At 41.2% G+C, this 21,718-nt stretch carries 24 protein-coding genes; 15 read left to right on the top strand and 9 right to left on the bottom strand.

Annotated features, from left to right (window positions below; genetic code table 11):
* Positions 1-5 precede the first annotated feature (5 nt).
* The 6 genes from KEM09_RS01465 (at position 6) to porN (ending at position 7,055) form a co-directional block, all read left to right on the top strand.
* Complete coding sequence (locus tag KEM09_RS01465; RefSeq protein WP_212224294.1) at positions 6-1,166, top strand: arginase family protein; 1,161 nt, start codon at positions 6-8, stop codon at positions 1,164-1,166.
* 182 nt (positions 1,167-1,348) lie between these two features.
* Positions 1,349-2,332 (top strand): PorP/SprF family type IX secretion system membrane protein, encoded by a 984-nt coding sequence (locus KEM09_RS01470; protein WP_212224296.1) that lies wholly within the window; start codon positions 1,349-1,351, stop codon positions 2,330-2,332.
* A 48-nt stretch (positions 2,333-2,380) separates the two neighbouring features.
* A complete protein-coding gene (gene porK / locus KEM09_RS01475) occupies positions 2,381-3,709 on the top strand; it encodes a T9SS ring complex lipoprotein PorK/GldK (protein WP_212224304.1) in 1,329 nt (442 codons plus the stop codon).
* A gap of 45 nt (positions 3,710-3,754) precedes the next feature.
* Positions 3,755-4,588 (top strand): type IX secretion system motor protein PorL/GldL, encoded by an 834-nt coding sequence (gene porL / locus KEM09_RS01480; protein WP_212224311.1) that lies wholly within the window; start codon positions 3,755-3,757, stop codon positions 4,586-4,588.
* Between the two features lie 37 nt (positions 4,589-4,625).
* The gene (gene porM, locus KEM09_RS01485; RefSeq protein ID WP_212224313.1) at positions 4,626-6,188 is read left to right on the top strand and encodes a type IX secretion system motor protein PorM/GldM; all 1,563 of its coding nucleotides are present in this window, start codon (positions 4,626-4,628) and stop codon (positions 6,186-6,188) included.
* 18 nt (positions 6,189-6,206) lie between these two features.
* Positions 6,207-7,055, top strand: a complete 849-nt coding sequence (gene porN, locus KEM09_RS01490) for a type IX secretion system ring subunit PorN/GldN (RefSeq protein WP_212224315.1) — start codon at positions 6,207-6,209, stop codon at positions 7,053-7,055.
* Positions 7,056-7,134: 79 nt separating this feature from the next.
* On the opposite strand, the gene pyrH is transcribed toward porN, so the two are convergent.
* From pyrH to KEM09_RS01510, 4 genes are all read right to left on the bottom strand, one after another.
* Positions 7,135-7,842, bottom strand: a complete 708-nt coding sequence (pyrH, locus tag KEM09_RS01495) for a UMP kinase (RefSeq protein WP_212188887.1) — start codon at positions 7,840-7,842, stop codon at positions 7,135-7,137.
* 334 nt (positions 7,843-8,176) lie between these two features.
* Positions 8,177-8,779: a TlpA family protein disulfide reductase gene (locus tag KEM09_RS01500; RefSeq protein ID WP_212224317.1), complete on the bottom strand. Its 603-nt coding sequence runs from the start codon at positions 8,777-8,779 to the stop codon at positions 8,177-8,179.
* A gap of 44 nt (positions 8,780-8,823) precedes the next feature.
* Entirely contained in the window at positions 8,824-9,483 is a 660-nt protein-coding gene (locus KEM09_RS01505; RefSeq protein WP_212224319.1) for a hypothetical protein, read from the bottom strand.
* 11 nt (positions 9,484-9,494) lie between these two features.
* Positions 9,495-9,878 (bottom strand): hypothetical protein, encoded by a 384-nt coding sequence (locus KEM09_RS01510; RefSeq protein WP_212188884.1) that lies wholly within the window; start codon positions 9,876-9,878, stop codon positions 9,495-9,497.
* Positions 9,879-10,069: 191 nt separating this feature from the next.
* Between KEM09_RS01510 and KEM09_RS01515 the strand changes: the two genes are divergently transcribed.
* The 3 genes from KEM09_RS01515 to KEM09_RS01525 all read left to right on the top strand — a co-directional run bounded on the left by KEM09_RS01515 (position 10,070) and on the right by KEM09_RS01525 (position 12,947).
* A complete protein-coding gene (locus tag KEM09_RS01515) occupies positions 10,070-10,549 on the top strand; it encodes an aminoacyl-tRNA deacylase (protein ID WP_212224321.1) in 480 nt (159 codons plus the stop codon).
* A gap of 208 nt (positions 10,550-10,757) precedes the next feature.
* Complete coding sequence (locus tag KEM09_RS01520; RefSeq protein WP_212224323.1) at positions 10,758-12,050, top strand: MFS transporter; 1,293 nt, start codon at positions 10,758-10,760, stop codon at positions 12,048-12,050.
* Between the two features lie 102 nt (positions 12,051-12,152).
* Positions 12,153-12,947: a hypothetical protein gene (locus KEM09_RS01525; RefSeq protein ID WP_212224325.1), complete on the top strand. Its 795-nt coding sequence runs from the start codon at positions 12,153-12,155 to the stop codon at positions 12,945-12,947.
* A gap of 77 nt (positions 12,948-13,024) precedes the next feature.
* Here KEM09_RS01525 and KEM09_RS01530 read toward each other — a convergent pair whose 3' ends face one another.
* Together KEM09_RS01530 and KEM09_RS01535 are read right to left on the bottom strand one after the other, a co-directional pair.
* On the bottom strand, positions 13,025-13,597 hold the full coding sequence (locus KEM09_RS01530; RefSeq protein ID WP_212224327.1) for a YceI family protein: 573 nt from the start codon (positions 13,595-13,597) through the stop codon (positions 13,025-13,027).
* A 23-nt stretch (positions 13,598-13,620) separates the two neighbouring features.
* A complete protein-coding gene (locus KEM09_RS01535; RefSeq protein WP_212224329.1) occupies positions 13,621-14,334 on the bottom strand; it encodes a pirin family protein in 714 nt (237 codons plus the stop codon).
* Positions 14,335-14,512: 178 nt separating this feature from the next.
* Here KEM09_RS01535 and KEM09_RS01540 point away from each other — a divergent pair, with 178 nt between their 5' ends.
* Complete coding sequence (locus KEM09_RS01540; RefSeq protein WP_212224331.1) at positions 14,513-14,797, top strand: GNAT family N-acetyltransferase; 285 nt, start codon at positions 14,513-14,515, stop codon at positions 14,795-14,797.
* Between the two features lie 62 nt (positions 14,798-14,859).
* On the opposite strand, the gene KEM09_RS01545 is transcribed toward KEM09_RS01540, so the two are convergent.
* From KEM09_RS01545 to KEM09_RS01555, 3 genes are read right to left on the bottom strand one after another with little or no spacing between them, the layout of a single operon-like run.
* Positions 14,860-15,747 carry a helix-turn-helix domain-containing protein gene (locus KEM09_RS01545; RefSeq protein WP_212224337.1) on the bottom strand — a complete coding sequence of 296 codons (888 nt, stop codon included), beginning with the start codon at positions 15,745-15,747 and terminating at the stop codon, positions 14,860-14,862.
* A gap of 31 nt (positions 15,748-15,778) precedes the next feature.
* Positions 15,779-16,465 (bottom strand): response regulator transcription factor, encoded by a 687-nt coding sequence (locus tag KEM09_RS01550; protein WP_212224339.1) that lies wholly within the window; start codon positions 16,463-16,465, stop codon positions 15,779-15,781.
* Positions 16,465-17,685, bottom strand: coding sequence for a sensor histidine kinase (locus KEM09_RS01555; RefSeq protein WP_212224341.1), 1,221 nt, complete (start codon positions 17,683-17,685; stop codon positions 16,465-16,467). The genes KEM09_RS01550 and KEM09_RS01555 overlap by 1 nt, the downstream gene beginning before the upstream one ends.
* Before the next feature lie 175 nt (positions 17,686-17,860).
* Here KEM09_RS01555 and KEM09_RS01560 point away from each other — a divergent pair, with 175 nt between their 5' ends.
* The 5 genes from KEM09_RS01560 (at position 17,861) to KEM09_RS01580 (ending at position 21,510) form a co-directional block, all read left to right on the top strand.
* Positions 17,861-18,088: a hypothetical protein gene (locus tag KEM09_RS01560; RefSeq protein ID WP_212224343.1), complete on the top strand. Its 228-nt coding sequence runs from the start codon at positions 17,861-17,863 to the stop codon at positions 18,086-18,088.
* A 194-nt stretch (positions 18,089-18,282) separates the two neighbouring features.
* A complete protein-coding gene (locus KEM09_RS01565; RefSeq protein WP_212224345.1) occupies positions 18,283-19,755 on the top strand; it encodes a phytoene desaturase family protein in 1,473 nt (490 codons plus the stop codon).
* The gene (locus KEM09_RS01570) at positions 19,752-20,588 is read left to right on the top strand and encodes a phytoene/squalene synthase family protein (RefSeq protein ID WP_212224353.1); all 837 of its coding nucleotides are present in this window, start codon (positions 19,752-19,754) and stop codon (positions 20,586-20,588) included. Before KEM09_RS01565 ends, KEM09_RS01570 begins: the two co-directional genes overlap by 4 nt.
* Positions 20,588-21,055 carry a hypothetical protein gene (locus KEM09_RS01575; protein WP_212224354.1) on the top strand — a complete coding sequence of 156 codons (468 nt, stop codon included), beginning with the start codon at positions 20,588-20,590 and terminating at the stop codon, positions 21,053-21,055. Before KEM09_RS01570 ends, KEM09_RS01575 begins: the two co-directional genes overlap by 1 nt.
* Entirely contained in the window at positions 21,052-21,510 is a 459-nt protein-coding gene (locus KEM09_RS01580) for a sterol desaturase family protein (RefSeq protein ID WP_212224362.1), read from the top strand. The genes KEM09_RS01575 and KEM09_RS01580 overlap by 4 nt, the downstream gene beginning before the upstream one ends.
* The last annotated feature ends 208 nt before the right edge of the window (positions 21,511-21,718 follow it).

Below are 21,718 nucleotides of genomic sequence, written 5' to 3' on the forward strand. Positions count from 1 at the left end.
ACCCTGTGACAGAAGACTGGATACATTATTTTAACCAACCCAATTATAAAGTAATAAATGCCTTTGAGGGTCTGGATGAAGACAGACTCAAGAATGGAATAGATAGCTTTCATCAGCTGAAAACAGTTGATTGGGACACAGTCGATATTGCTTTAATTGGGGTGAATGATGCCCGGAATTCTGTTCATAAAGGAAGCGCAGAGGCGCCGGATTTAGTGCGTTCCTATCTGGCAGGTTTGAGGAGTCTTTCGAAGCCGCTTACCATCGTTGATCTGGGTAATATTCGAGGAAATACTATTGATGATAGATATAAAGCGCTCGAAGATATCTTGTTGCACCTTCAGACATTGAAAGTTATAGCTATTGTGCTTGGTGGAAGTCAGGACTACACCCTGCCAATGGCCAAAGCCGTTCGTCAATATCAGCCAAAGTATAATCTGGCCATTTTAGATAGTCGCATTGACTGGTTGCTTCATGCGCAAGACTATTCGGCAACGAATTATTTAGGTAAAATTTGTGAGCAAGAAGGTGTTGCGCCTAAAGATGTATCTTTTGTTGGTGTGCAAAAATACCTCTACAGCCAGAAACAGGAAGCTGAACTTAACAAGCATTCATACGAAATCCTTCGTCTTGGACAAATCAGGCAGTTGGGGCATCGCCTGGCAGAACCGGTGTTGCGTGATGCTGATTTGCTAAGTGTTGATATGACTGTAGTGAGGCAATGTGATCAGCCTGCCCATATTACTCCAATGCCCAATGGTTTATCAGGTGAAGAATTGTGTCAGCTGATGTGGTATGCCGGTCAAAGCGACCGGCTGAATGTCATAGGAATATTTGAGCAGGATGTACACGCCGATAAAGGGTGTCAGGGCATAGTTTTAACCGCTCAGGCCATTTGGCACATACTAGAAGGGATTGCTTTACGTTATAATGATTATCCGGCTAAAGATCTGGATTTGTATCGTCAGTTTATCGTTTATCTCGACGATTATGAGTTAGAAATTAAGTTTTATAATAATCCGGACAATGATCGCTGGTGGGTAGAGATACCAGGTGAAGGGGGTGGAGTTGATGTTATTGCCTGTGGTCGAACGGATTTTGAAACAGCTTCGGCGAACGAGATACCGGAGAAGTGGTTTCGTTACATTCAAAAAAAGAGCTTGTAAATCAAAATAAAGCGGTGTTTTTATGATTTATAAGTTTGAAAAATGAAACCTTTAATATGAAATTAGAGTATATATCCCCAGCATTTTGTCAGCTGGTAGAGAAAATGATTGAAGGTGACATCAATCATGGAAACAATAAAATGAACTCAGGTTCTTAGTGTTAATACCAGCTTTTTTATGGCATGGCTAGGAGAATAGTATTTTTTCTGTTATTTTGCATTGCTTCTCTCGCATGGGGGCAGCAATATCCTCAGTTCAGTCAGAACATGTTTAACCATCTGACTGTCAATCCAGGATACGCAGGCACAAGCGAAATGATGAATCTGACGCTTGGTAACAGACAACAATGGATGGGCGGTTTTAAAGGAGCAGACGGCTCTTCATTGGCTCCAAGTACAACGGTTTTTGGAGTAGATACAGAAATAAATTTATTGGGATGGAACAGCGGAGTTGGTTTAACCATTATGAATGATGAAATAGGCGCCTTTACAACACTGTATATGTCGGCTGTTTATGCAAAACGATGGGAAACAGATTACGGTAAGTTAGGAGTGGGGCTTTCGTTAGGACTGGTTAATCAGGGAATTAACGGAAGTATTTTGAAAACAATGCCCGAGTTTGGTTACGGTAAGGATGATATCACCGGTGATAATTCACACACACCAGAAGATTTTCCTGACGACCAGGGGATGGCATTTGATGCAGGATTTGGAGCTTTTCTGGAACACAAAACCTATTATCTAGGTATTTCAGTGGCTCACCTTAATCAACCAAAACCTAAATTTAAAGACACTTACACCACCTACCTCGACCGCACTGTTTTTATTACCGGAGGCTATCGCATTCAAATGAAAAAACGACCAATTGTACTGGTGCCATCTATATTTCTGAAGACAAACATGTCGAGTTACCAGATTGACTGGAATATTAATGGCATTTTGAAAGATAAATATTGGGGCGGATTAACCTATCGAATGCAAGACGCCATTGTGCTGTTGGGAGGCGTAGAATTGAACAATGGTTTACGAATAGGATACAGCTACGACATCAGTATTTCAGAATTGAGTGGCGCCAAAAACGGATCGCACGAAATAATGTTAGGTTATCGGTTTGACCTCAGTATAGAAAAAAGAAAGAAGCAGTATAAAAGCGTAAGATATTTATAGTTAGAACAGAATAAGTAAAAGATAAGTAATTCAGATATTAAGGCTATTATGAAGAAAGTACTTGCCATCAGTGTCATTTTAATCACCATCTTAACTGGATGCGGACAGTCCAGTGGTGGAGAATTGGTTGGCGTTCAGCGCCGCGCCTCATTCTATGAACCAGATCCTTACGGAATGCTTTTTATTCCACAGGGAAGCTTTAATATGGGGCCAAATGATATGGACATTGCTAACACAATGACCTCGCAGACAAAAACAGTTTCGGTTCGTTCATTCTGGATGGATGAAACAGAGATTACAAACAGCGAATATCGTCAGTTTGTATTTTGGGTAAGAGACTCAATTGCCCGTCGTTTGTTGGGTGAGCAGTTCGAAGAATTTTTAATTAGCGAAGATTATCTTGGTAACGAAATTGATCCACCTTTCCTGAACTGGGATGAAGAGATTGAATGGGATAACGAAGAATATGCTGAGATACTGGATGAAATGTATCTGGCAGAAAACGAACGTTTCTTTAGAAGAAAAGAAATTGATACCCGTAAGTTGACTTACGAATACGAGTGGGTTGATCTTTTACAAGCTGCTAAGCGAAGCAACCGTTATAACTTCGAAACAAAACAGTACGAAGGAGTTGTTTACGACCAAAAAGGTGAAGAAAGAGAGATTAAGGATCGTTCAGCTTTTATCATGAAAGACGCTGTAAACGTATATCCTGATACACTTTGCTGGATAGCTGATTTCACCTATTCATTCAATGAGCCCTGGACAGAAAAATATTTCTGGCACCCTGGTTTTGATGAATATCCGGTAGTAGGTGTTAACTGGAAACAGGCAACCGCTTTCTGTATCTGGCGTACTCAATTGTTAAATAGTTATTTGAGCAGCAAAGGCGAGCCGGTGGTTAATAACTATCGTCTGCCAACGGAAGCTGAATGGGAGTATGCAGCAAGAGGTGGTTTAGAACACGCCATGTATCCTTGGGGAGGTATGTACACCCGTAACGACAAGGGATGCTTCCTGGCAAACTTTAAGCCTTTACGTGGTCGCTATGGCGATGATGGTGGTATGACAACTATGTCCGTAGGTTCATACGCGCCTAATGATTATGGATTATTTGACATGTCTGGTAATGTGGCTGAATGGACTTCAAGCGCATATGACGAGTCGGCATATACTTTTACACACGATTTTAACCCAACCTATAAGTACAATGCTTTACCAGATGACCCACATGTAATGAAAAGAAAAGTATTACGTGGCGGTTCATGGAAAGATGTAGGTTACTTCCTGCAAAATGGAACACGTACTTATGAATATCAGGATTCATCCAAATCATTTATTGGTTTCCGATGTGTAAGAGATTACATTGGTGACTAAGACAAATCAATTGTAGGACGGTTAATTGAAAAAAATCAGGTCATTATGAGTATTTCGGAATTTGTTGAGAGCCCTGCTTATAAAAAGGTTATGGGCAAAGTATACGGTCTTGGTGCGGCTGTGGTAATTTTAGGAGCACTGTGGAAAATTCTTCACTTACCTTACGCTTCTGTTATGTTGATTGCCGGATTAGGTACCGAAGCTATTATTTTCGCACTTTCGGCGTTTGAAAAACCGCATGAAATGCCGGATTGGGGCTTAGTATATCCTGAGTTACATGGATTAGAACCAAGAGAAAGAGGAGGAGAAGGAGGCGGTAGCGAACTGGCTGCCCTTGTACAGAGTGGTAATTTGGATGCTAAAGACCTTGAAAAATTAACAGAAGGTATTAAAAAGCTTTCGGATACATCCTCTCAACTTTCTGATTTGAGTAATGCCACTGTAGCCACTGATAATTATATTCAGAATATGAAGTCGGCTGGAGAAGCAGTTGGACAATTTGCCAATCAGCAGGCATCAATGGCCCAAAGCAGTGAAGTATTAGCAAATACTTATGCTACATCAGGCAGTGCCATTAAAGCACATTTTGAAACACTGTCGGCCAACAACCAGGCTTATGGTGAAAAATTAAATGATGTAACAAAAAATTTAGCAGCTATAAATTCTGCCTACGAACTCCAACTACAAGGTGTAAACAGCCAGGTTCAGGCTTCGCAGGCCCTTACACAAGGATTATCTGAAATTACTAATCAATTCCAGCAATCGGCCAATGATGCCAAGGTTTATCGTGAGCAGGTTGCTCAGTTGAGCCAGTCAGTATCGGAGCTGAACGCCATCTATGGTAACATGCTAAGTGCCATGAATATGGGTAATAAATAATCAGAAGATCATTATTAACTGCTAAAAGAACAAAATTATGAGTGGCGGAAATTGTCCCGAAACCCCCAGGCAGAAGATGATCGGCATGATGTACCTTTTCCTCACGGCAATGCTTGCATTGAACGTGTCGGGAGAGTTACTTCAGGCTTTTCAACTGGTTGATGAAAGTATTCAGGAAAGTATTAAAGCAACGGATGTAAAAAACAAGCAGCTGGAATCACAATTTGAGGTGGCAGAATTTGCTAACCCCAACAAGGTAAAGCCTGTACGCGAGAAGGTTAACAGGATCTATGGTGAAGCTGATAATCTTTACAATCACATCCATGAGCTGAAACTATTAATGATGCGCACTGCAGATGGCAGTCCGGAAGCTACTTTGGAGAGTTATAAGGGAGCCGATAATCAGGATGTGGCTGCACAAATCATGATAACGGAGCAAAACAGGGCACGCAGTATTGAGTTAAAAGAAAAATTAAATGCATATAAAGATCTGTTGCTAGAGTATGTAAACCCCGAAGATACGGCTTTGGTACATACCATTACCAAGAGTTTATCTACTGAGCCTAAAGAGCCAAAGCAAGGTCAGGTTCAACAGTCGTGGGAAAGTCAGAAGTTTGAGCATTTACCTTTATCTGCATCTTTTGCATTGCTCAGTAGTATTCAGAGTAATATCAGAAATACGCAGGCAGACATAACAAACTACTTGTTGAATAGTATTGACGAAGGTTCTTTCAAATTTAATAAGGTAGAACCGATTGTAATACCTCGTTCAGAGATTGTTATCAAAGGTGGCGAATACCGAGCCGAGTTATTATTGGCTGCCACAGATACACTGCAGTTGCCAGAGTTTAATATTGAGGGTCACAATGTGGACGCTCAGCCTAATGGTCGTGGTGTGTTAACCATACCTGCCAATTCTTTGGGAACCAAAAGCTGGAAAGGTATCATCTCAATGACCGGACCAGATGGACAGCCAAGACGTTATGCTGTTAATCGTGAGTATGAGGTTATTCAGCCAAACGTGGTGATTTCACCGACTAAGATGAATGTATTTTATGAAGCTCTTGAAAACCCGGTTGAAGTTTCTGTACCTGGTATCTCCGGTAGTCAGCTGAGAGTTTCATTTGGTAACTGTACTTTCAGGAAGCGTGGCGATGTGTTTTATGTGAAGCCAAAATCAGGTTTTGCAGGTGGTAAATCGGTTGTAAGTGTATCCGCTGAAATTAACGGACAAGTGCGACGTTTGGGTAGCCAGGAGTTCCGTATTAAGCCATTGCCATTACCATATGCTACTTTTGCTGGAAAGCGCGATGGTAAGGTACGTAAAAACCTGTTGGCAAGTCAGAGTGGTGTATTTGCTGAGATGGGTGATGATTTTGATTTTGAATTAGAATATAAAGTAACACAGTTTAGTATTTCTACTATTAAAGGTGGTTTCTTTGTAAGTGAAGCGTCGAATAGTAACAGGTTAACTGATGCTCAACAGGATTTGATTAAAGGAACAACCAGAGGTGCTAAAATAAACATTGAAGAAATTAAAGCTATCGGACCAGATGGACGTAACAGAAAGCTGGCTTCGATAGTATTAACTGTTGACTAGGAAATAAAATTAGAGACAATGAAAAGATTATTCTTTATCCTTATCGTTTTGATTGGTTTCAGTGCTGCTGACATGGTGCATGCGCAGGAAGTAAACACAGAGCTGTACACCAAAGATCATGTGCCTAATCGTCGTCCGATTCCATATGCGCACGTTCGTGAGGCTGATGTACTATGGGCTAAGAAAATTTGGCGCGTGATTGATTTACGCGAGAAAATTAATCTGCCTATGTATTATCCAACTACTAAGATGGATGATCGTTACAGCTTGATTGATCTTTTGATCTATGGTATCCAGTACGAAGGACTAACGGCTTATTCAACTAAAACTGAAGATGAATTCCAGGTGCCATTAACATTGGATCAGGTGATGCGTGAAATGGGTGCGGTGTCAGATACACAGCAAGTAAGGAATGCAGAAACCGGATTGTATGAGGATAAAGTAATTGAAGGAGAGGTGCGCTCAACTGAGATTAAGCAAATCATGTTGAAGGAAATCTGGTTCTTTGACAGAAAATACTCTCGCATGGATGTACGTATTATCGGTTTGTGTCCTATCAGGGAGTATGTAGGTGGCGAAGGTGACCAGGGGCAAGTAAGAAAATCACAGACGTTCTGGATTTACTTCCCTGAAGCACGCGGCTTATTTGCGCGTCACGAGGTATTTAATCCCCGTAATGATGCACAACGCCGTACCTTTGATGATATCTTTATTAAGCGCTATTTTGGCAGCTATATCTACAAAGAAGCCAACGTTTATAATAACCGCCGTATAGAAGAATTTACTGCAGGAATGGAGGCTATGATGGAGTCAGAACGCATCAAACAAGAAATTTTTGAAAAGGAACACGATATGTGGGAATTTTAATTGAAGGATAAAGTTTACTAGTCTTATTATATAAAAAAAGGGAGCTCGATAGCTCCCTTTTTTCGTTTGTGTATATGCGCTAATTCTTTACAACAGTGCCAATATTTTCACCTTTTAGCACCTTTATAAGGTTACCCTTAGTATCCATATCAAAGACCACAATATCCAGGTTATTTTCCTTACACATGGTTGTGGCTGTTAAGTCCATAATTTTAAGTCCACGGTTGTATACCTCGTCAAAAGTAATCTCATCAAACTTGGTGGCTGTCGGATCTTTTTCAGGATCGGCCGTGTAAACACCATCTACACGGGTGCCTTTAAGCATCACATCGGCTTCAATTTCAATGCCCCGCAGTGAAGAACCTGTGTCAGTAGTGAAATAAGGATTCCCGGTACCAGCCGACAAAATAACTACTTCTCCTTTTTCCAGGGCATCAACCGCTTTGGGTTTGTCGTAATATTCGCCTACAGGCTCCATTCTGATAGCAGTGAGTACCCGTGTTCGTACAGCCATAGCTTGCAGGGCCGACTGAAGCGCCAAGCCATTAATCACTGTGGCTAACATGCCCATCTGGTCACCTTTATAGCGGTCAAATCCTTTAGAAGCGCCGCTGAGCCCCCTGAATATGTTACCACCCCCTATAACAATACCAACCTGAACACCCAGTTCAACGGCCTCTTTAATTTGTTCAGCATAGTCATTTAGCCTTTCCGGGTCAATGCCGTAGCCTTGTTCACCCATCAGCGATTCACCACTTAGTTTTAGAAGTACTCTTTTGTATTTCATTGTTACCGGTTATTTTTTGTTTAAGCAATCAAAGATAAGAAATGATTTGCATTGCTTAATGATAGCGAGGAAAGTAAGATTAATAGTCAAACCTTGTGATGTTTTTGGTTATTTATCACTAGTATCCTGAGGAAATGTCCTTATGTTTTGATAGTATGACCCGGGTAAAAAAATAATATAACCCGGGATAAAATAATGTTAGACCCCGGTAAAATCCGAAAAACATCACTTAGTTTACTTGAAAACATACTTATAAAATACCACAGGGAAGCCTTGCAAATGCTATTTGCTGGCTTAATGTTGGTGTTAACGTTTATGATGGTTGATAAGGCCGCTATTGCAGCATTTCATCGATGAGTGCCTTTACTTTGTCACCATCCCAGCGGGCAGCACCCTGTTTTTTCATCATTAGCTGGCCTTCTGGTGATACGAGGAAAGAGGCCGGGATACTGCGAGAAGTAAACACATCCGGTTCGCGACTTCTCAGAACATACACAGGGAATGTATAGCCTTTCGCTTTAATAAACTCCTGCAGAATACTTTTGGATTCTTTACTCACCAGTATAAAGGCCATTTTGTCTTTGTACTCGTCATATAAGCGCTGGATGGAGGGCATTTCAGCAATGCAAGGCGGACACCAGGTGGCCCAGAAATTGATGAAAAGGACTTCGCCTTTCAGTTCCGACAGCTGAATGACATTACCTTCCATATCTTCGATGTGCCAATTGTAGTCACCATCACTCAGGTAAGTAATATCTTTGCTTTCGCGGGGCTGAAACATGCTATACCTGATGATGGTTGACTGAACCACTTTACGTGAAGCCGGAAATATCATCGCAATCAGCAGGGCTGTAAACAGAAAGTCGAAAACAATGCCAAAGATTGTTTTTTTACGACGATACTTATACCATTGTTCGGCCCAGAATCCTTTCTTCATGTTTATTTGTTTTTGTGGTATAACAAGCTATGTGACGATTGGTTTTAGAACAGGTATTTCCAGATGGAGCAATAACTTTTTGTGCCTGTGTCCACTTCGGTTTTTACCCATTTATAGCCCTTTGTTATACCTGCCTTTTGTCGAAATGCATCCAGGTTGATGTTGAGGCTGTGGGCTGTGCCAGGCATTAAGGTCAGAGGAAAGACCGATTGATCGCCTCCTCCTTTCAGCTTAAATTTGCGGCTCTTTTTAAGCGGAGAGCCAAAGCTCAGTACCGGTGAAGAAAAAGTCAGGCTTTCTTTTGTATGGTTGCTGATAGTAATGGTGGCGATACGATCTTTGCTGCTTTTATGTCGCCTGATTCGGATATTGACCCAAACAATTGAGGGGGCCAGCTTTTGTAACCATCCACGCCTGGTGGCCACATATACCAGCAATACCAGGCCCATAAGTATAAATAGGTTGGTTATCTCTGGGTTTCGTGTTTTTTTATTCTGCTGCTCTTCGTAATATATCTCACGAAGCGGCTTAAGCTGGCTGTCATCTGAAACAGAAGAGTCAGGCTGATGCACGGACGTTTCGGGTACTGCCTGTTTGCTGACACGGCCTCCACGGCTGCATATCTGCATTAACAAAATGAAGGCCAGTCCAATAATAATAAACAGCCTGTTCTTTTTGTAAAATTCTTTAAGCTGATTAAGCATGATATAATTACTTAATAGGTGGGGAACAGTTGGAGTCCTTTGTAGTTGATATAGTACTCACCATCCTTAATTGGTTGAGCCATCTCTTCATCGGTTTGTCCATTGGCATTGGCAATACCAACGCTTGCAAAGTAGCATATGGCCTTGTGCTTGTTGCCGTGTTTCATTACCTCAGCCGCAATGTGAGGTAGCAATAAACCCATATCAGGATAGGTGGCGGTGCGCACAACTACAAAATAGCGTTTGTCATCCTTGGTAGCCAGAATTTGGGGGTTAACGTCCAGCTCTTTACGAACATTAAGCACCTTATACCCTTTGTCAATCATATCCTTATAAACTACCTTGATGCCCAAAAAGTGCAGCTCTTCAGCAGTTAAAACCTGTTCTTTTCCCATTCTTAAATCTAACTATTAGGGCACAAAATTGGCATAAATATGTTGAAAACAAAAATGCCGGCTGAAAATCAGCACGTAAGGCTATTGTGATGTAAAATACCGCCATTTACTATTTACAGCAGCTCAATTTGATAGTAACTTATGTCAGCTTGTACCGCAAAGATTATAAACACTTAAATGGAGGGGAAATTATGCCACTTACACGCTTAGAAAAGTTTTTGAATCTGGAGCATGTCAATTATAAGCGAATTGTACACTCCAGAGCCTACACAGCGCAAAAAACCGCTGCTTATTCGCATATCTCGGGCGATGAAATAGCAAAGACAGTGATGGTGAAAGTTGACAGGCGCTTATGCATGGTTGTATTGCCAGCCTCGTTCCAGGTTGATTTAAATGAATTGCAGCGCGCCACTGGTGCTAAAAGTGTTCGACTGGCCACTGAGTCAGAGTTTAAAGATGCGTTTATTGATTGTGAAGTTGGTGCTCAGCCACCTTTTGGTAACCTGTACAACATGGATGTGTTTGTTGCCGAAAAGCTTACTGAAGATACCACCATTGCATTCAATGCCTGTAATCATGCTGAGTTGATACAAATGACTTACAAAGATTATCAGCGCTTAGTGCATCCAACAGTTTTGAAACTGTCGAGAAGAGTGATTGCCGAAGCATAAAATCGACTGGCTATTGATACAATAGTCTGCGATAATAAGATGTTGGATGGTAATGTGAGATGGTGAATGTCCGGCGTTATTTGTTTACCCAATAAACAATGCCGGGCATTCTTATATTAGGACTAATCAGTCGTATTTATGGTTTGTAATCTTCGTGCTATGTTTTTGTCAGGGATTGATAACTTTGCACGGACGAGCAAGAACCACGATGATTAAACCACAACGATTCCCATTTTTTTATGGTTATTTGATAGCCTTGGTCGGAACCATTGGTATCTGGGCCAGTATTCCCGGACAAACAGCTGGTGTTTCTACATTTACAGACCCGGTGAAGGATGCTCTTTCTTTAACGCGTGATCAGTTTAGCCTGGCATATATGATCGGTACTTTATTGAGCTCTATTGTGCTGACGCGAGCCGGAAAGCTTTACGACCGTTACGGTGTACGACCTACAGCTGCAGTAGCCGTCCTTGTATTGGCTATTACGCTGCTTTTATGCTCATATTCGCCAGGTATCTCGGGTTTGTTGCAATCACTGATTGGCTTACGGCATTGGGCCATCCCTTTTGTTGTAATGGCGGGGTTGTTTTTTATGCTGCGCTTTAGCGGACAAGGGGTCTTAACGATGACCTCGCGAAACATGATAATGAAATGGTTTGACCAGATGCGTGGTCGAATTAATGCCTTTAGCAGTGTTAGTGTATCGCTTGGATTCTCGGCTTCACCCTTATTGATTGATTTGCTGATTCAGCATTTTAGCTGGCAAGGTGCCTGGCAGGTGATGGCGTTGGGATTGGTCTTTGTTTTGGGTATGATTTTGTTATTCTATAAGGATAATCCGGAAAGCTATGGCCTGCATCCGGATGGGAGCGGTTCAGAAATTAGTACTGCTGCACAATCAGTTGGTAGTGATGCTTTCACACTTGAGGAAGCTATGAGAACCCGGAGCTTTTGGATGTATGCCTTAATACTGGCCTTTCATGCATTCTTTGTTACCGGTCTCACATTTCACGTGGTGTCTTTGTTTGCTGAAGCCGGTCTGACGCGTACTGAGGCTATTAGCATCTTCTTACCAATGACAGTGGTATCGGTTCTCACCTCATTAATTGCTAATTTTATGAGTGACTGGATGCGCCTGAAGGTGTTTTTGTATGTGATGATTGCAGGTGCCTTCATAGCCAGCTTTGGCCTACTCTTAATAAAAAATGACTTGGGTGTTTATTTGCTGATTATCGGGCTGGGCGTAACAGGCGGCTTATTTGCCGTTATTAATGCAATTACATGGCCGCGCTATTTCGGGCGACAGCATCTTGGTGCCATCTCAGGCAAAGCTATGTCAATGATTGTAATGGCAAGTGCTATTGGACCTTACCTGTTTAGTGTAGCCAATACATTGACGGCAACGTATGGGTCTGTAGCTTATGTGAGTTTGGCATTTTTATTATTCATGCTTATAGGCTCATTAAAGGCCAATCGACCAATGAAAGGCAATGCAGACTAAGATAAGACTACGTGCAGATGATTGATGCATTGTCATATCAAAGAGGTATGATTTTTGCTTATCAATATCATCAGTTACACCACCCTTTTTATTTTGTCTGCTATGAAAAAGCTTAACCTATTACCCATTGTTGTATTAACGGTTCTTATAGCTACATCTTGTTCGAGCTATCAGTTTGCAACCCTCAACAGCTCATTGGAACAACCATTTGCCGATGGTTTCATTTTTGAAAATGATACGTTACAACTTCACTATTCCTTCGAAGGTCTCAATTGTCCGCTCAACATCAATGTATACAACAAGCTGGATGTCCCCATTAATATCTATTGGAATCAATCGTCGTTAATTGTTAATGGCGCCACATATCCGATTAATCCATCGGTAGCTACTTTCAGTACCGATTATTCCGAAACAAGCACCGAATTGTACTATAGCACTTATACCAACGGCACCAGTTCGGGTACAATCACCAACAACGATCGCTCAGGTTTTGTGCCTCCCAAAGCCAGCTTGAGGCTGAACGATTTAAATGTTTGCACAAAATTTTTAAACACCAAAAATGCGGCAAAGGCTGAGAAACGAAACATTGTTGCGGCTAATGGTTTGAACTATGAAGTGAAGGCGTTTGATTTTAATAAGGCAAGTACTCCGCTATTTTTCAGGTGTTTTATTAGCTATGGCGATGCTCAATCCGGCGAGAAAAAGTACATTGATAATGAGTTTTGGGTGACATCGGTATACCAGATTGTTGATAGTCGCTTACCTGCCCGGGCCGATCAGTTTTATCTTAAAAAGTCAACCGGTGTTAGTACCGTTGTTGGCGTGGCTGCACTAACCGGCTTAGCCATTATAGCCATCGACAATTACGATCCGAATGAGGAGGCACTTACTAATTAACCTTAGGGTGATTTAATGCTTGTCGACAAATTAGGTAGGAACAATATGCTCCTACCTAAATGATAACTGTTTCTGTATTATTCCACAACTAATTTTACATCGAGTGTAAAGTCATTGCTGATGGCTTTATCTCCCAGGTTATCGAAGAAGGAGCCAGAGCCATAGCGGATACCATACTGTGTTCGGTCAACCACTATTGATGCGGTATAGGCAGCATCCTCTTTGGTCACATCAAACTCTACCGGCTTAGTTTCGCCTTTAATAGTAAGTAGTCCCTTAACAGTGGCTTTGTTGTTATTAAATTTTGATGCTTCGGTAATTTTTAGTTCCGCACTGGGGAAGGTGGCCACACCAAAGAAATCATCGGAATGGAGGTGACCAATCAGCTTTTTGTTATAGTCTTCATTATCGAGATCGGTATTGGTCATGCTGGCCATGTCAATCACAAAATGGCCGTTTTTAATATCACCTTTTTTTAACTCCAGGCTGCCCTCTTTTAGCTGAATAAAGCCATAGTGTGACGATCCAACCACTTTCGTTCCTGTCCATTTTACAGTGCTGGCAGCAATATCTGCTGCATGTTTTTGTGCCAAAACAGAGCTGCTTAAAGCTACGCTCAATAATCCGAGTAGAAATAATCTTGTTTTCATGTTTCTAAGTTTTATCATTGTTATTAATAATTCATTGGAATGTCCATTATCAGAAATTGTGTATTGGCTAAGGCCTCTATCTCAATTTCTGAAGCATCGCTAATGGCCATGGCATCGCGCTTGGTAAGTTGCTGTCCCGCAACATTTACTTCACCTTCAATAACCATCAGGTAAATGCCATTACCTTCCTTTTTAGTTTGGTAGCTTCCTTGCCAGGGGTTGTCGAATTGACCCATATGAAACCATGCATCCTGGTAAATCCATACGCCTTCATCGTCCTTATCCGGACTTAATATCTGGTACAGTTCATTCTTTTTCTCCAGCGTTTTTAAAGCAATCTGCTGATAGCGTGGTTCAACGTTACGCACTTTAGGAAACAACCAAATCTGAAACAGGTTAAGCGCTTCTTTATCACTGCCGTTAAATTCGCTGTGGAAGATGCCTTTTCCCGCACTCATCACCTGTATCTCACCTTTTTCAATATAGGATGTGTGTCCCATACTGTCTTTGTGCGCCAGACGGCCACTCAGGGGAATGGTAATTATTTCCATATTATCGTGTGGATGCGTATCAAATCCGCCCGATGGTGCAATCACGTCATCGTTTAATACTCGTAATGCACCAAAGTGAATGCGCTCAGGATTATAGTAATTGGCAAAACTAAATGAGTAATTAGCCTTCAGCCATCCATAATCTGCTGTTCCTCTGCTTTCTGATTTATAAACTTGTGCTTGCATTGCTGTAATTTTTTGTACGATACAAACATACAAGCAATTTGTAGTGTGGTGATTACAAAAACCAGTCGATGGATTATAAAAATCAGACCTATTACTCTTTTGTTTGTTATTCGAGCTGATAAATGCGTATTATTGTAGTTATTATTTCTCAGGTTAAAGACTATTAAAAGCGAGAGTTATGGTGAAGATAGAATTGGAAGATAATGCCCAAAACGGCCAGTTTGTCCTTTACGAAGATGCTGCCAAGGCTGGCGAGATGACTTTCTATCGTAATGGTGATGACACAATAACCATTGATCACACCAATGTGGGAGAAGCTTTTGGAGGAAAAGGGTATGGGAAGCAATTGGTAAAGGCCGCTATTTCATATGCCCGGTCGTGCAATATAAAGATAGTGCCTGAATGTCCTTTTGTTAAGGCCGTGTTTGATAAGGACGATACGCTGCAGGATGTAAAGGCTTAATGGTGTCCATCTGCCCAAACGGGCAATTAACCATTGATCTGATAACTTTCAAAATTAGATGTTTATTGGCGCACTTCCTGGCGGAAAGCTATGGGGCTGAATCCACTCACTTTCTTAAAAAAGGCATTAAAATGCGGTGGTTCTTCAAAGCCTAATTCATAGGCCAGTTCTTTGCCCGAGAGTTCGGTAAACAGCAGCAGGCGCTTGGCTTCAATCATCAGTTTATCCTGAATGTATTCTTTGGCTGATTTGCCGGTTTTGCTTTTGACATAGCGATTCAGGTAATCAGCCGATACCGCCAGTTGTTCGGCATAATCCTGCACCTTGTGGCTTTGTTGATAGTTGGATTCAACCAGCTTTTTAAAATCGCGGATAAGCCGATTACTGCCCGTATCATATTCGGTGTTTAATTTAGAAAGACTGCAGGCACCTGATATATTAATAATAAACAGCTTCAGCAAAGCACCTAACGCTTCATAGTGGAAGTAGTTCTCGCCTTGCTGATATTGTTGCATTTGCCTGATGATGTCACTAAATACAGTTAATTGCTCCTGGTTGACCGGCATAGGTGGCGAGTCGCCAAAAGTATTGTATAAATACACACGGTCGATTAGCTCATCAGGAATCCCGTTTTTCATCAGGAAAGTGCGGCTGAAGTTTAAAACATAACCCTTAGGACTCGTTTCGCTTAAAAACTGATGTACTTGTCCCGGGTAAACAAAGTGTATGGCCGGACCATTGAGGGGGTACTCCTTAAAATCGATGATATGAACTCCGCCGGGATTGTCTTCCACCAAAATGATGGTAAAATAGTTATGGCGGTGCGGATGATCCTGCATCTCCGGGTGCCCTTGCAGTTGTTCAAAAATATCAGCTGTTGATTTAATAATGAAATCAATGGATGCCCCATCGGTTTGCGTCAGCTCGTATGTTTTAATCTCGTTATGCATGTCAACTTGCCTTAAGTAGCTCAGGTACTGCCTATCCGTTTAGTACAAATCCTACCTTAGGAACGTTCTCAATCGAAACCGATTCGTCTTCTTTCAGGTATTTTCTTAGTTTGGCAATAAACACATCGAGACTACGGCCGTGAAAATAATCGTTTTCACCCCATATGGCTATCAATATATCCTCACGTTTAACAATCTCATTTTTTGAGAGGCAGAGGATTTTTAAAACATCGCATTCTTTTTGGGTCAACCGTTTTGCAAAGCCGTTGCCTTCGAGGTTCTGATTGGCTGCATCAAATTGATAGCTGCCTATGGTAAACCTGGTGATGTCTTCCTTGCTGCTTTCTTCTTGCAGATTGATGCGGTTTAAAATGGCTTTGATGCGATAAAGCAGCTCATCCTCATCAAATGGTTTGGTAATATAATCATCCACACCCAACTGAAAGCCTTTTATTTTATCCTGCTTCATGGAGCGGGCTGTTAGGAAGATTATGGGTACCTTTTTATCTTCCTGCCTGATATTTTCGGCAATGGTAAAGCCATCCATGCCGGGAAGCATTACATCCAGTATGCAAAAGTCGTACTTGCCTTTTCTAAAAGCTTCCAAACCTTTCTTGCCATCTTTATAAAGCTTCACATCAAAGCCGTTCGACTCCAGAAAGTCAACCAGCAGGAAGCCCATGCTTATATCGTCTTCAACTAACAGTATTCGCGCCATTATTTTAAGGGTAATATTAGGGTGAAACAAGTTCCTTTGCCTTCTTCACTTTCAACAGTTATGCGGCCGTTGTGTTCTTCAATCACTTTTTTCACAAAGGTTAAACCCAGGCCAAAGCCTTTGACATCATGCACATCGCCGGTGCCAACCCGGTAATATTGATCAAATATATATGGCAATTCCTTTTTGGCAATGCCAATGCCCTTATCTTTTATTTTTATGCGCAGCATACCTTTGTATGCATCTGTTTCAATGCTAATGAATGGTTTATCTTTGCTGTACTTAATGGCATTATCGAGCAGGTTGGATATGACTAAAGCCAGACGGCCGTTGTGGCTGTTGAGGCGATGATGACCGGCATAGAAATCAGTTGTTATGCTTCCGCCCAACTCATCAATGCGGTAGGTAAACGACTGAACTGATTGTTCAATCACTTCTTTCATATCCACCTCGTCAAGCTCAACTTCTTTAGCAGTTTCGCACGACAGTTTCAATATATCTTCCACATGTGACTGCATGCGGCTGTATTCATTCAGCACCACCTGTGCATAATCATTCGTTTTGGCAGTATCACCTTTTTTCTTGATGATGAGGTTAGCTGCCAGCCTGATATTGGCTAAGGGTGTTTGAAACTCATGAAGCATGTTGTTAACAAACTCGCGCATGTGTACCATCAGCAGCTGTTCGCGTTTCATCATTCGCAATAATATAATGAAAGATATTACGAGAAACAGAATGATGGCAATGGACAGTATGAATAATCCACTCATCTGTGTGAGAATAAATCTGTTCCGGTCTGGGAACTGCAGTCTGAGGCGTATGCCTTCGCGTTCGAGCAGTCCATTGAGTGTTTGCTGGTAGCATTTTGGCCCCCATAATGCTGATGAATTTTTGCCCAGGATAGAATCGGTAACAGCAAAGCTGTAATTGAGAGGCAGGTTATATATTTCCAGTTGCGAGTGAATGATGCTGTCCACCTCAGCACTCTTTTTTCGGGCATTGATACAGTTATTACCACACAAAAACTTATCCATATCGGGACACAGGCGGTTACCTATTTCATCGCGTGCATCTTTCAAAGCCATTACCACCCGATGGTTAAAGTTTTTCTCCTCCAGACGGGCTGCTTTAAGAATGTAGCTGATTTGAATAAACAGCAACAATGCCAGTCCGATAAAGGTGGCGATGGATAAAGCATTATATCTCTTGTTTTTCCCCATTTGCTTAAATGTACATATTCTTATTCTGGTCACAAAATTACCAAAATAAAAGACCTGCATATCTTCTTTTAACATCGCCTTAACAACAGATAACAGTTAGATAACTTACATTTACTGCATCGAAACCTAGTTTTGTACTATCACAAACAAGAAATTAATTTTAAAAAACACGATTATGAAAAAGACATTAATCCTTTCGTTTCTTTTTGTTTTTACTTTAGCAATTACAACCCCTGCTTTGGCTGCTACTATGGATCAGGAGCCTGTTAAGACTGAGCAGAAGAAAGATGACAAAAAGAAAAAAGAGTGTAAAAGCGAATGTAAAGAGAAGTCATGCGAAGAGAAAAAAGCATGCACTGAAAAGAAAGCTTGTTGCTCAGAAAAGAAAGAGAAAAAAGGATAATTATTGTCCACAAAGAATAAATGAAGCTGCTCCAATAGGAGCGGCTTTTTTTGTGCCCATAATTTGGATATTAATAGCTTAAAGGGAGGCAGATATTGACAAAAAAGATAAAAAGGTCTATAATTAATGAACTATTCGCAGCTTACATTGTTTAATAAAAGTAAAAAATAATTGAACAATATAATTATCACACCTTGGAGCAAAATAAAAGAGTCATAATACTTGGTGCCGGTTTTTCATCCCTCTCGGCCAGTTGTTACCTCGCGAAGGCAGGCTATGACGTAACCATATTAGAGAAAAACGAATCGGTGGGAGGCAGGGCCAGCCAGTTGAAACGTGATGGTTTTACTTTTGATATGGGCCCAACGTTTTACTGGATGCCAGATGTTTTTGAAAACTTCTTTAAGGATTTTGGTCAGAATATAGATCAAGCCTATGATTTGATACGTCTCGATCCGTCCTATTCCGTTTGTTTTGGTCATGATGATTTCTTTACATTGAGTGCTAATGGAGATGAGATTAGTGCCGCATTTGAGGCTGTTGAGCCTGGCAGCGGAGCTCGTTTAAACCAGTTTCTCAATAAAGCCAAAAGTAACTATGATATTGCAGTAAAGGATTTGGTGTTTCAGCCAGGTGAAAAAATATGGGAAATTGTTACTCCTGAAACAATTAAGCGATTGGGGACTTTTACCAAATCCATAAAGCAAGATGTGGCCACTTATGTGAAACATCCGAAACTGCAAAAAATACTGGAATTTCCGGTATTGTTCTTAGGCGCCAAACCATCGACTACTCCGGCTTTTTACAATTTTATGAACTACGCCGATTTTTCATTGGGAACATGGTACCCTAAAGGTGGTATGTATGAGGTGGCTGCTGCTATGAAACGCCTGGCTGTTAGTTTGGGTGTTAAAATTGAATTGAATACGCCGGTTGGAGAAGTTGTGATTCAAGAAGGTGTAGTAAAAAAGGTGCTGGCCGGTCACCAATCCTTTGACTGCGATATATTACTCAGCGGTGCTGATTATGAACATACAGAGCAACTGCTGCCAAAGCCATATCGTCAATACTCGCCCAACTACTGGAATAAAAAAACGTTTGCCCCATCAGCCTTATTATTTTATGTGGGATTTGATAAGAAACTAGACAACCTGGCGCATCATACCCTCTTTTTTGATGTAGATTTTGACAATCATGCAGCTGCCATTTATGATGCACCAAAATATCCGGAAGAGCCATTATTTTATGCCAGCTTTCCTTCCATGTCCGACGATACAGTGGCTCCTGCAGGAAAGGAAGCAGGTATATTCCTGATTCCGCTGGCCCCTGGCCTGGAAGATAATGAATCCATACGTCAGCATTATTTCGACATAATCATTCAGCGACTGGAACAAAACACTAAACAAAAACTCGGTTCTCATGTTTTGTTTAAAGAGTCGTTTAGTGTAAGTGATTTCATATCAAGGTATAATTCGTATAAAGGAAATGCCTATGGTTTGGCCAATACCTTGCTGCAAACACATGTTTTGCGCCCTAAACTACGAAGCAGGAAGGTCAAAAATTTATTTTTCACCGGCCAGCTGACGGTCCCTGGTCCCGGAGTACCACCTTCGCTTATTTCGGGCAAGATTGTGAGTAAATTAATACAGAAATTCCATGCCCTATGAAACAATTATTCGATTCTTCGAGCTACAATTGCAGCCGATTAGTGACGCGAGCATATAGCACTTCATTTTCAAAAGCTATCACTTTATTGGCGCCTTCAGTCAGGCCAGCCATTTATGCTATCTATGGATTTGTGCGCTATGCCGATGAAATAGTAGACACGTTTGATGGTTTCAACCAGGAGGAACTGTTGTATGAGTTCGAAGAGAACTATGAAAAAGCTCTGAAAAGAAGGATTAGTATGAATCCTATTCTCAATGCTTTTCAAGAGGTTGTGCACCAATACAGTTTGTATGAGTTGGTACATGATTTTTTGGAGAGTATGAAGATGGATTTATACAAGACCGAATATACCACTGTTGAAGAATACAAAGATTACATTTATGGTTCGGCCGATGTGGTTGGATTGATGTGCCTCAAAGTGTTTGTGAAAGGTGATGAGGCCCGGTTTAAAGAATTACGCCCATATGCCATGAGGTTGGGTTCTGCTTTTCAAAAGGTCAACTTTTTGCGCGATTATAAGGATGATGCCAATGGACTTGGCCGCTCCTATTTTCCAAACCTCATAAACGGGCAGTTGGATGATACAGCTAAGCAGGAGATTATAAAAGATATTGAAGCTGATTTTAGTGAGGCATACAAAGGTGTTATTCAGTTGCCTCTTGAAGGACGATTGGGGGTTTATCTGGCCTACCGATACTATAAGCGATTATTGCAGGAGCTAAAGGCAGCCGATAGTAAGCGCATTCGTCAGGAACGTATCCGCATCAATAATTTTTTGAAGCTGGAGATTTTAGTGGAGTCATACCTGCGTTACAAGTTAAATGCTATTTAATGCGATGGCTGGTTGTTATAGGATTTTGTTTGATTTCATTGCTGTCGCTGGCAAATGGGGTAAATGATGTACGAATTGGTTTCCATAGTATCGGCAGTGAACAAGATTTAAAGGATTTTCTGAAGCTGGTGGAAGGAATTGACGATACATTGTTAGTGCCATACCAGGTGGCTGCATCCATGCAACGAGCCAAGTATGCAACGAATCCGTTTAAGAAGCTGAAGTATTTCAATGAAGGGAAAGAACAGTTGGAAGCCTATATTATCAGTCATCCGAATAATATCGAAGGCTACTATGTTAGATTGCTAATTCAGAGTGAAGTGCCGGCTTTTTTAGGCTATAACGAAAACATGGAAAGTGATATTAGCTTTGTTAATGAGCACATTGGTGAGGCTGAGTTGCCAGATACCTATAAACAGCTGATGAAAGCGAATATTACTAAAATACGTCAAAACTATACCTTATGATACTGTTATACATTCTAATTGCTTTGGCAACATTTCTGTTTATGGAAGGTGTAACCTGGTTTACACATAAGTACATCATGCACGGTTTCTTGTGGGTGCTACACGAAGACCATCATCACCCTCGAAAGGGGCAGGTATTTCAGAAGAATGACAGCTTCTTCTTTATTTTTGCTACACCAAGCATTTTGTTGTTCTATTTCGGCTTTCATCCCACATTAAACTACCTGTTTTTTATCGGCTTAGGTATCATGCTGTACGGTATGGCTTACTTTCTGGTGCACGATGTATTTATTCATCAGCGCTTTAATTGGTTGAACGGTGTAGAGCATGCCTATTTTAAAGGTTTGCGAAGGGCACACGGCAGCCATCATACCGGCGGCAAGTGTTTTGGCATGTTATTGGTGCCCTGGCATTATATCAAAGAAGCCAAAGAAAATACCTTGCTTGTTGAATAATGGCTGATGGAAAAGGGAAAGACAATGCTTGGCAGGAGGTGTATCTTGCTCTTGAGTAAGTGCCGAAGGTGATGGGTAATGTGTGAACTAAGCGTAAGACCAATCTCTGTTATATACTATATTCATTATTTTTCTATAGATAAACGATATTATTTAAAAAACCCCACAATACACCTCATCCCGGCCTTCTCCTTTAGGAGAAGGTGAC

The sequence above is a fragment of the Carboxylicivirga mesophila genome (assembly GCF_018271975.1).
Taxonomy (GTDB): Bacteria; Bacteroidota; Bacteroidia; order Bacteroidales; family Marinilabiliaceae; genus Carboxylicivirga; species Carboxylicivirga mesophila.